Consider the following 10163-nt stretch of genomic DNA (forward strand, 5'->3'; position numbering starts at 1 on the left):
CGCCGGAACCGGGGCCGCCGTTGGTGATCACCTTGACGTAGTCGTAGGTCTTGAACGCCGAAATCAGCAGCACCACCGTGTTGATCGTCAGTGACGGGGCCAGGAGGGGCCAGGTGACCGCACGGAACCGGCGCAGCGGCCCCGCGCCGTCGATCNNACGCCCTGCAGGCCGGCCAGGTACACCACGACGCAGAAGCCGAGCATCTGCCAGCACACGATCGACGCCACCGAATACAGCGCCACGTCCGGGTCGGACAGCCAGCCCGGCGGGTGGGCGACACCCAGAGCGCGCAGCAGGGAATTCACCGGTCCCCGGTCGTCGAGCAAGCGCGACCAGACGATCGACACCACCACCGAACTGAGGATCACCGGCGTGAAGAACACGCTCCGCAACGCGTTGTACAGCCAGCCCTTCCGGTCCAGCAGCAGCGCCACGCCGAGCCCCAGCACGTTGGGCACGATCACCACGATCAGCGTCAGGATCGTGGTCACCTGCAGCGCCGTGAGGAACTGGGAGTCGGTGAACAGGAGGCGGTAGTTGTCGAACCCGACGAACTTCACCGGTGGCTTGAACGGGTTGTAGTTCGTCAGGCTGTAGCCGAAGCTGATCAGGATCGGCGCCATCACGAAGCACAGGTACACGAGCACGCCCGGCGCCCCGAACGACGCGAAGTGCGCCAGCCGCGGCAGGACCGGCCGACGGCGGCGGCGCTGAGCGACACGGCGGGGCGGGGCGGGGGGAGCGGCGACGGCGGTCAAGGACGTCAGCCCGCCTTCGCCCACTCGGTGTCCAGGAACGCGCACGCGTCGGCCACCGACTTGCGGCCGGTGATGACGTCCTGGGCGGCCTGGTCGACCTTGTCCTTCATCCCGGGCAGCAACCCGTCGTCGGCGGTCTCCCAGCGGAACGCGTGCACCACGGCGTTCTGCTGCACCGCCTGCGCATACAGGTCGTAGCCGGCCTTGAACGTCGCCCCGACGTCGGACGGCGGCGTGTAGCCCTTGATCGCCGGGAACAGGCCGTCCGCCTTCACCGAGGCGTCCAGCTGGTCCTTGTCGAGCTGGAAACCCAGGGCGAACTTGCGTGCGGCGTCGAGGTTCGCGGCCTTGGCGTTCACGATCATGCCGCCGCCGGTGTAGGCGGGGACGACCAGCTTGCCGTCCTCGGTGGGGAAGTTGAAGACACCGACCTCGAAGTCGTGCTTCTTCGAATCGGCGTTGGCGGCGAACCAGTTGCCCATCGGGTACATCGCGCCCTGGCCGTCCAGGAACGCCTGCTCGGTCGCCGCGTAGTCGCGGGACACGCTGGTCTTGTCCACGTACCCCTTCGCCGCGAGGTCGGCGAGCTTCGCGAACGCGTGCTGGAACGCGGGATCGGCGAACTTCACCTTGTCCTGACGCCGCTGGGTGAGCCAGTCCGGCATCGTGTTGTAGACCTCGGTGCTGACCAGTCCCGAAAGGATCATCGACGACGGGAAGCCGTCCTTGCCGCCGCCGATGGTGAACGGCGCAAAGCCCTTGTCCTTGAGCTTGCCGGCGTCGGTGACGAGCTCGTCCCACGTCTTCGGCGGCGCCGCGATGCCCGCGTCGGCGAACATCTTCTTGTTGTAGTAGATCGGCGGGATGGTCTGGGTGTTCGCCGGCAGCTGGTAGTACTTGCCGTTCACCGGGTTGGCCTGCGGGAACTGGAAGTCCTTCAGCTCCTCGGGCGTCCACGCGTAGAGGTTGCCCGCCTCGGCGAAACCGGCCGAATCGACGGCGATCATCACGTCGGGGAACTGGCCGGACTGCAGCAGCTGCTTCGCGTAGGACGTCCGCCCGTCGGCGGTCGGCGCGACGAGCTTCTTGACCTTGACGCCCGGGTTCTTGTCCGTGACGCGCTTGATCGCGGCGTCCCAGTAGGCCGGGGTGAGGTTCGGGGTTTCGAACGTGAGGAAGGTGATCTCCGCGTCGCCGCCACCGCCGGTGTTCGAGCCCACCGAGCACGCGCTCACCGCCAGGAGCGCCGCTGCGCCCAGCGCCAGGGACCGTCTCATGTCCAAGCCACCTTCCACCATATGTGATGTATGACGCATTTGATCGGACCTATTCGACGATGTCAAGCGTCCGGCGCGGCAAGAACCGCGAAAAGCGCGAGATAGATCAGATCTTTATGCGATCGAGCCGGACGACGGCGCTGGCGAAGTCGCCGGCCGGCAAGGCCAGCGGGAGGCCGTGCGCCAGCAGCACCGCTCCGCTGTGCGTCCGGCCCGAATCCGGGTCGAGGTACCGCGCGGCCGGATCGAGGCCGTCGAGCCGCAGCGGCCGCTCCGGCGCGTTGAAGTGCGCGGCCTGCCGGTAGGCGAACACCACCACGCGTTCGCCGTGGACGTACTGGAAGGCGACGAGACCGTCGTCGACCGGCGGCCGCAGCCGGTACAGCGCGCCGTGCTGCACCACGGGCCGGATGTCCTTGTACAGCGCCACGAGGTCCCGGGCGAGCGCGAGATCGTCCTCGGGCCAGCGCACGATGTCGCCGCCGAGGCCGAGCACGCCGGCCATGGCGACGTGGAACCGGAATCGCAGCGGCACCGACCGCGCCGTCACGAAATTGGGGTTGTCGGTGACCCAGGCCGACATCGCGCGGGCCGGGTAGAGCTGGCCGTAGCCGTGCTGGATCCGCAGCCGGTCGAGCGCGTCGGTGTTGTCGGAGGTCCAGACCTGGTCGGTGCGGGCCAGCACGCCGAGGTCGATCCGGCCGCCGCCGCCCGAGCACGACTCGATCCGCAGGCCCGGGTGGTCCGCGCGCAGCCGGTCGAGCAGCGCGTACACCGCGTGCGTGTGGTCGACCCACAGCCGGTCCTGGTCGGGCTCGCCGGGCCAGCCCGCTTCGCTGAACGGCCGGTTCATGTCCCACTTGAGGAAGTCGATGGCGTGCGCGCCGACGAGCCGGTCGAGCCACTCGTGCGCCCACGCGGCCACGTCCGGGCGCGCGAAGTTCAGTACCAGCTGCCGTCGCAGCTCCGACCGGCGCCGGTGCGGGTGGTGCAGCACCCAGTCCGGGTGGGCGCGGTAGAGGTCGCTGTCGGGGTTGACCATCTCGGGCTCGACCCAGATGCCGAACCGCATGCCGAGCCCGTGCACCGCGTCGACCAGCGGCTTGAGCCCGTCGGGGAAGCGGGCGCGGTTGACCCGCCAGTCGCCGAGCCCGGCGTGGTCGCCGGTGCGGGCGCCGAACCAGCCGTCGTCCATCACGAACAGCTCGACACCGAGCGCCGCCGCCCGCTCGGCGAGGGCGCGCTGCCCCGCCTCGGTGACCTCGAATCCGGTGGCCTCCCACGAGTTGTAGAGCACCGGGCGCAGTTCGTCCGGGTGCGGCAGGACGTGCGCGAGGACGTAGGCGTGCCACGCGCGGCTCGCCGCGCCGAACCCGCCGTCGGTGTACAGCCCGGCGGACACCGGGGTGGTCAGCGGCCGGTCCGGCCCGACGCGGTGCACGACGCCGTCCTGGCCGAAGCCGCCGCTGACCGTCAGCCGCCCCGTCGACGAGCGCGTGGTGGTCAGCCGCCACGACCCGCTCCACGCCAGCGCGACGCCGTAGACCTCGCCGTGGCGCTCGGTCGCCGTGCCGTCGTCGACCATCACCCACGGATTCGCGTGGTGACCGGTGATCCCGCGACGGCTCGCGAAGCCGGTTTCGCCGTGCGGTACCGGCGACCGGTGCAACTGCGTCTCCGCCGCCCAGCGGCCGGTGACGTGGCTGAGCCGGTAGTCCTCGAAGACCGGCAGTGCCCAGGTGGCCGAGTCGGCCCGGACGACCTCGACGTCGGTGTCCGCGCTCAGCTCGGTCCAGCGTTCGAGGACGTCGCCGCGCAGCCGGTAGTGCAGGGTGATCCGCAGCGGGTAGTGCCGGTCCGCGAAGACCAGGCGCAGGTGATCGGCGGTGGCTTCGCAGGCGGAGTACCGCCATTCGAGCGCCCGGGTCCCGTCGGCGAAGCGGACCTGCAGCGCGGGCGTCCAGTACCGGGTGCCGCCGTCGGCGGCGAGTTCGGCGAGGCCCTCGTTCGGGTCGTTGAAGCCGTCCCACCAGGGAAGCGTTTTCGCGGTCAGCTCGACGACGCCGGCGTCGGACAGCGCCGGTCCCCAGTAGACGTGCGTCGGGACGTCGTCCTCGTCGAGCCGGAGCGCGTACGTGCTCGACTCCCCGGTGAGCACCCAGGTGCGGTGCTCGTCGAGGAAGCTGATCCCGGCCATGCGGGACATCCTGCTCATCGGGGTGGCCGCCGCCAAGGGATGTCCCGCTCACCGGTCACGGGCGGTCGGTGAGGTACCCGCCCATCGTCTTGAAGTACTCGGCCGCCGGCAGGTCGGTTCCGTCGGCGGTGCGGACGCGCTCGACCAGCAGGCCCGGGGACCGGCCGCGGCGCGCTTCCGGCCCGGCGACGATCACCACGCCGTCGCCTTCCCGGATGAAGATCCGGCCCGGCGTGCCGCCGTAGTGGCCCTGCGACACCGATGCCTTCAGGATCCGCAGCTCCTCGCCGCGGTGGTAGGCGAACGCGTTCGGGTACGGGTCCGGCAGCGCGCGCACGAACCGCTCGATGTCGGCGGGCGGCAGGGTCCAGTCGATCAGGCTGTCGCGCTTGGCCCGCTTGTGGAAGAAGCTGGCCTTCGAGCGGTCCTGCGGCACCGGCGTGTACCCGGTCTCGATCAGCGAGATGGCTTCGGCGGTGATCGGCGCGATCAGGTCGACCGTGCGGTGGAAGAGGTCGGTCGTGGTGTCGGCCGGCCCGACCGGGATCGCGCGCTGCAGCACGATGTCGCCGGCGTCGAGTTCGCCGTCCATCATGTGGGCGGTGACGCCGACCTCGGGCTCGCCGTTGATCATGGCCCAGATGAGCGGTGAGAAACCCGCGTACGCCGGCAGCAGCGAGTCGTGGATGTTCAGGGTGCCGTGGCGCGGCAGCTCGAAGATCTCCGGCGGCAGCCAGGTGCGCCAGTTGTTCGCCACGATCAGGTCGAGGTCGGCCGCCTTGAGCTCGGCCAGCAGCTCGGCGTCGTCCGGGCGGTTGCGCAGCAGGACCCGGATGTCGTGGGCGGCGGCGAGGTCGGCGACCGAGTCGGCCCAGATCCGCTCGTAGGCGTGGTCGCTCTTCGGGTGCGTGACCACGAGGGCGACCTCGTGGCCGGCGTCGATGAGCGCCTGGAGGGTCCGGTGCCCCCAGGTCTGGTAGCCGAACATCGCCACGCGCATTCGAGAGTGCCTTTCATGATCGGGGGACGAACATCACCACGAACGTACTAGGCGAGGCTCGCCTAAGTTAGGTTAGGGTTCCCTGAACCGTACCGGAGCGCGCGAGGGAGCAACATGACTGCAGAGGTCCCGATCTACGACATCGTCGGCGTGGGCTTCGGACCGTCGAACCTGGCCCTCGCGATCGCCCTCGCCGAGCACAACACGGGCGCCGCGGAGCCGGTGACCGCGCACTTCCTCGAGCGGCAGCCGCGCTTCGGCTGGCACCGCGGGATGCTGATCGACACCGCGACCATGCAGGTGTCGTTCCTCAAGGACCTGGTCACCATGCGGAACCCGACCAGCGAGTTCAGCTTCCTCAACTACCTGCACGCGGCCGGCCGGCTGGTCGACTTCATCAACCACAAGAACCTGTTCCCGCTGCGCGTGGAGTTCCACGACTACTTCGAGTGGGCGGCCGCGAAGGTCGACGACGTCGTCTCCTACGGCACCGAGGTCGTCTCCGTGACGCCGGTGTACGACGGCTCCGAAGTCGCGTACTTCGACGTCGAGGCGTCGGACGGGTCGTCGCTGCGCGCCCGGAACCTGGTGATGGGCACCGGTCTGCGGCCCCAGCTGCCCGAGGGTGTCACCAGCGGCGAGCGGATCTGGCACAACAGCGAACTGCTGTTCCGCGTCGAGGGACTGAAGAACGCCGACCCGAAGCGGTTCGTCGTGGTCGGCGCCGGCCAGAGCGCGGCCGAGGTCGCCGCGCTGCTGCACGACGAGTTCCCGCGCGCCGAGGTGTGCGCGGTGTTCGCCCGCTACGGCTACAGCCCGGCCGACGACAGCTCGTTCGCCAACCGCATCTTCGACCCCGACGCCGTCGACCAGTTCTACCGCGCGGGCGAGCCGGTGAAGGACCGCCTGATGCGCTACCACGGCGCGACCAACTACTCGGCCGTCGACATCGACCTGATCGACGAGCTCTACCGGCGCGTCTACCGCGAGAAGGTGCTGGGCGTGGAACGGCTGCGGCTGTTCAACGTCTCGCGCCCGGTCGAGGTGACCGACGCGGGAACGGTGACGGTCGAATCCCTGACGACCGGGGAGCGCACGGTCCTGGCCGCCGACGCGGTCGTCTACGCCACGGGCTACCGGCCCGCGGACCCGACGCCGCTGCTCGGCGAACTGGGCGCGCGCTGCCTGCGCGACGGCGAAGGCCGGCTCCGCGTCGAGCGCGATTACCGGCTGACGACGGAATTCCCGCTGCGCGGCGGGATCTACCTGCAGGGCGGCACCGAGCACACGCACGGCATCACGTCGTCGCTGCTGTCGAACACCGCGGTGCGGGTGGGGGAGATCCTGCAGTCCGTCGTGGACCGCCGGGTGGTCGCGGCGCCGGCCGGGGAGCTTGCCGTCAGCCTGCGGTGATCTGCTCCCGCAGGATGTCGCTGTGGCCGGTGTGGCGGGCGAACTCCTCGATCAGGAACAGGTAGATGAACCGCAGGCTGACCTCGCCGACGACCGGGTGGGTCCACCGGTCGTCGAGCGAGAAGCCCGCCGCGATCTCGCGGGAGCGGGCGCTCGCGCGCTCGTACTCGGCGATCACGCCGGCCACTGTTTCGTCGTCGCCGACGGCGAAACTCGCGTCTCCGGGGGTCGACGGGCCGTCGATGTCGGCCGGGTCGAGGCCGGCCACCAGCCACTGGAACCAGCGGCGCTCGGCGACGGCCGCGTGCTTGACGATGCTGATCGGCGTGGTCAGGGACGAGACCAGCCGCCGCCGCGCGTCGGCTTCCGACAGGCCTCGCGTGTTCTCCACCAAGGCGAGCCGGTTGCGGTCGAGCATGGCTTCGAGCAGCTCACGCTCGGCGCCGATGGTCTTTTCGGGCAGCGCATACATGCGTCCAGCTTGCCGGACACTCAGCCCTGGGGCACCGGCGCCGGGTGGTGGCGGCTGATCGGGATCACCATCGGGGTCCCGCTCACCGGGTCCGGGCTCACCTGGCAGCGCACGTCGAAGACCTCCTCGACGAGTTCCTCCGTGATCACCGACGCCGGTTCGCCGGAGGCCACCACGCGGCCCGCCTTCATCGCGATCACGTGGTCGGCGTAGCGGCACGCCTGCGGCAGGTCGTGCAGCACCATCACCACCGTGCGCCCCTCGCCGCGGTTGAGGTCGACGACCAGGTCGAGCACGTCGATCTGGTGGGCCAGGTCCAGGTACGTCGTCGGCTCGTCGAGCAGCAGCACCGGCGTGCCCTGGGCGACCGCCATCGCGATCCACGCGCGCTGGCGCTGGCCGCCGGAGAGCTCGTCGACCGGGCGGTCGGCCAGGTCGGTCAGCCCGGTGGCCGCCAGCGCGGCGGCGACCGCGTCTTCGTCCGATGTGGACCACTGGCGCCACCAGCTCTGGTGCGGGGCGCGGCCGCGGCCGACGAGGTCGGCCACCGTCATGCCCTCGGGGGCCACCGGGGACTGCGGCAGGATGCCGAGCCGCTGGGCGACCTGGCGGGTCGGGAGGTCCTGGATCGACCGGCCGTCGAGGTAGACCCCGCCCGCCTTCGGCGTCAGCAGCCGGGCCATCGTGCGCAGCAGCGTCGACTTGCCGCACGCGTTCGCCCCGACGATCGCGGTGATCCTGCCGGGCGGGATGTCGAGGTCGAGGCCGTCGATGACGACCCGGTCGTCGTAGGCGACGCGCAGGTCCTGCACGCGCAGGGACGGTGTCATCTTCTCAGCCTCCGGAGCCGGATCGGTTGGCCCTGGCCAGCAGCCAGAGCAGCAGCGGGGCGCCGAGCGCGCCGGTCACGATGCCGACCGGCAGCGGCGACGCGGTGACGGTACGGGCCAGGATGTCGCTGCCCAGCACCACGACCGCGCCGGTGAGCGCGGACGCCGTCAGCGGCGGGGACGCCTGGCGCGCCAGGCGTTGCGCGATCTGCGGCGCGGTCAGCGCGACGAACGAAACCGGGCCCGCGGACGCCGTCGCGAAGGCGACCAGACCGGCGCCGGACAGCAGCAGGCCGAGCCGGACCGGCTGGACCGGCGTGCCGAGCCCGGCCGCGACGTCGTCGCCGAGCTGCAGCGTGCGCATCCACCGCGAGAGGGCCAGCACGAGCGGCAGCAGCACCGCCAGCGCGCCGGCCAGCGGGACGACGTGCTCCCAGCCGCGGTTGGCGAGATTGCCGACCAGCCAGCCGATCGACGCCTGGGCTTCGGTGATCTGCGCGCGGCTGAGCAGGTAGTCGGTCAGGCTGGTGCACATCGCGAAGATGCCGATGCCCACCAGGATGATCCGATAGCCGGTGGTCCCGCGCCGCCACGCGAGGACGTACACGAGCAGGCCGGTCAGGAGGCCGCCGAGCAGGCCGAGCGTGGTCGTGCCGAGCCCGCCGCCGAAGCCGAACGAGATCCCGGCGACGACGGCGGTGGCCGCGCCCGCGTTGATGCCGATCATGTCCGGGCTGGCCAGCGGGTTGCGCGTGATGGTCTGGAACACCGCGCCGGACGCGCCGAAGGCGAGCCCGGCCAGCAGCCCGGTCAGCGCCCGCGGCAGCCGCAGCTCCTGCACGATGTAGGCGGTGCCGCTGTCGCCGCCGCCGAACACCGCGGACAGGACGTCGGACACGCCGAGCGGGACGTCGCCGATCGTCATGCCCACGCAGAACAACGCGAACGCGAGCACGGCGAGGACGAGCGAAACGGCGACGAGCCGGAGCCGGACCTGGCCGGACACCGCGGGTTTCGCGAGCCGGAAGGTGACGCGGTCGCGCCGCAGCTGCAGCAGGCTCATCAGGACTCCACCAGCTTGCGGCGGCGGACCAGCCAGATGAAGAAGGGCGCGCCGAGGAAGGCGACGATCACCCCGGCGCGGACCTCGCCGGGCCGCGCCATGACGCGGCCCAGGATGTCCGCGGCCAGCAGCAGACAGGGCGCGAGGACCGCGGTGTAGGGCAGCAGCCACCGGTGGTCGGGCCCGATCACGAACCGCACGGCGTGCGGGACGATCAGGCCGAGGAACACGATCGGGCCGGCGACCGCGACGGAAGCGCCGGTCAGCAGCGTGATCGCCAGGGCGCCGCGCAGCCGCAGCGGGCCCAGCCGGCGGCCGAGCGCGACCGCGACGTCGTCACCGAGCGCGAGGCTGTTCAACGCGGGGCCGCTGGCGATCGCGAGCACGACGCCGGCGAGCAGGAACGGCAGGACCCGCAGCAGCGAACCGCTGTCGACGCCGGCGAGCGAGCCGGCCGACCAGAACCGGAAACGGTTGAGCGCCACCGGGTCCGACAGCACCATCGCGCTGGTGAACGAGCCGAGCAGGGCCGTGACGGCGGCCCCGGCGAGGGCGAGCTTGACCGGGCTCGAACCGCTGCGGCCGCGGGTGCCGAGGAAGTAGACGACCGCGGTCGCGGCGAGCGCGCCGGCGAAGGCGAACCAGATGTAGCCGTAGAGGGAGCCGACGCCGAGCACGGTGATCGAGAAGACGATCGCGAACGCGGCGCCGGCGCTGATCCCGAGCAGCCCGGGGTCGGCCAGGGGGTTGCGGGTCAGCGCCTGCATGAGGGTGCCGGCCAGGCCCAGCGCGGCGCCGACCAGCACCGCCAGGAGGGTCCGCGGCATCCGGACACTGTGGATGATCACGGCGTCGGCCGAGCCGTCGTCGTGCCAGAGCACCTGCCAGACGGCGCCGAACGAGATCTCCTTCGACCCCAGCCAGACACTCAGCAGGCACAGGAAAACCAGCACACCGAGAGCGGCCAGCAGACCGAGCGCGCGGCCCGTGTGTGGCGGGCGTCGCTTGAGAGCGATCCCTCCGGGGTCTGTTCGCACCGCACCTCCGACTGGTACTGATTTTAGGTAAGGCTAACCGATGGTACAGGAGTGCATCCTCACCATCCGTTTGTTAGGGTCACCTAAGTTTGCGCCCCGATCGGGGCGTCGTGAG

The 10163-nt window shown here is 70.9% G+C and carries 8 protein-coding genes; 1 reads left to right on the forward strand and 7 read right to left on the reverse strand.

Features of this window, described 5'->3' with window-relative positions; all coding sequences use genetic code 11:
- Positions 1-764 precede the first annotated feature (764 nt).
- The 3 genes from CCN39_RS40940 to CCN39_RS40950 form a co-directional block, all read right to left on the reverse strand.
- Complete coding sequence (locus CCN39_RS40940) at positions 765-2036, reverse strand: extracellular solute-binding protein (protein ID WP_086851660.1); 1272 nt, start codon at positions 2034-2036, stop codon at positions 765-767.
- A gap of 106 nt (positions 2037-2142) precedes the next feature.
- The gene (locus CCN39_RS40945; protein WP_086851662.1) at positions 2143-4233 is read right to left on the reverse strand and encodes an alpha-galactosidase; all 2091 of its coding nucleotides are present in this window, start codon (positions 4231-4233) and stop codon (positions 2143-2145) included.
- A gap of 55 nt (positions 4234-4288) precedes the next feature.
- Positions 4289-5233, reverse strand: a complete 945-nt coding sequence (locus CCN39_RS40950; protein WP_086851664.1) for a methionyl-tRNA formyltransferase — start codon at positions 5231-5233, stop codon at positions 4289-4291.
- 114 nt (positions 5234-5347) lie between these two features.
- Between CCN39_RS40950 and CCN39_RS40955 the strand changes: the two genes are divergently transcribed.
- The gene (locus CCN39_RS40955) at positions 5348-6646 is read left to right on the forward strand and encodes a lysine N(6)-hydroxylase/L-ornithine N(5)-oxygenase family protein (RefSeq protein WP_086851666.1); all 1299 of its coding nucleotides are present in this window, start codon (positions 5348-5350) and stop codon (positions 6644-6646) included.
- On the opposite strand, the gene CCN39_RS40960 is transcribed toward CCN39_RS40955, so the two are convergent.
- From CCN39_RS40960 to CCN39_RS40975, 4 genes are read right to left on the reverse strand one after another with little or no spacing between them, the layout of a single operon-like run.
- Positions 6633-7118, reverse strand: a complete 486-nt coding sequence (locus CCN39_RS40960; RefSeq protein WP_086851668.1) for a DinB family protein — start codon at positions 7116-7118, stop codon at positions 6633-6635. The genes CCN39_RS40955 and CCN39_RS40960 overlap by 14 nt on opposite strands.
- 20 nt (positions 7119-7138) lie before the next feature.
- Positions 7139-7948, reverse strand: a complete 810-nt coding sequence (locus CCN39_RS40965; RefSeq protein ID WP_086851670.1) for an ABC transporter ATP-binding protein — start codon at positions 7946-7948, stop codon at positions 7139-7141.
- A 4-nt stretch (positions 7949-7952) separates the two neighbouring features.
- Entirely contained in the window at positions 7953-9011 is a 1059-nt protein-coding gene (locus CCN39_RS40970) for a FecCD family ABC transporter permease (protein ID WP_086851672.1), read from the reverse strand.
- Positions 9011-10048: a FecCD family ABC transporter permease gene (locus CCN39_RS40975; RefSeq protein WP_086851673.1), complete on the reverse strand. Its 1038-nt coding sequence runs from the start codon at positions 10046-10048 to the stop codon at positions 9011-9013. Before CCN39_RS40975 ends, CCN39_RS40970 begins: the two co-directional genes overlap by 1 nt.
- Positions 10049-10163 lie beyond the last annotated feature (115 nt).

The sequence above is a fragment of the Amycolatopsis kentuckyensis genome, from assembly GCF_002155975.1.
In the GTDB taxonomy this organism is placed as follows: domain Bacteria; phylum Actinomycetota; class Actinomycetes; order Mycobacteriales; family Pseudonocardiaceae; genus Amycolatopsis; species Amycolatopsis kentuckyensis.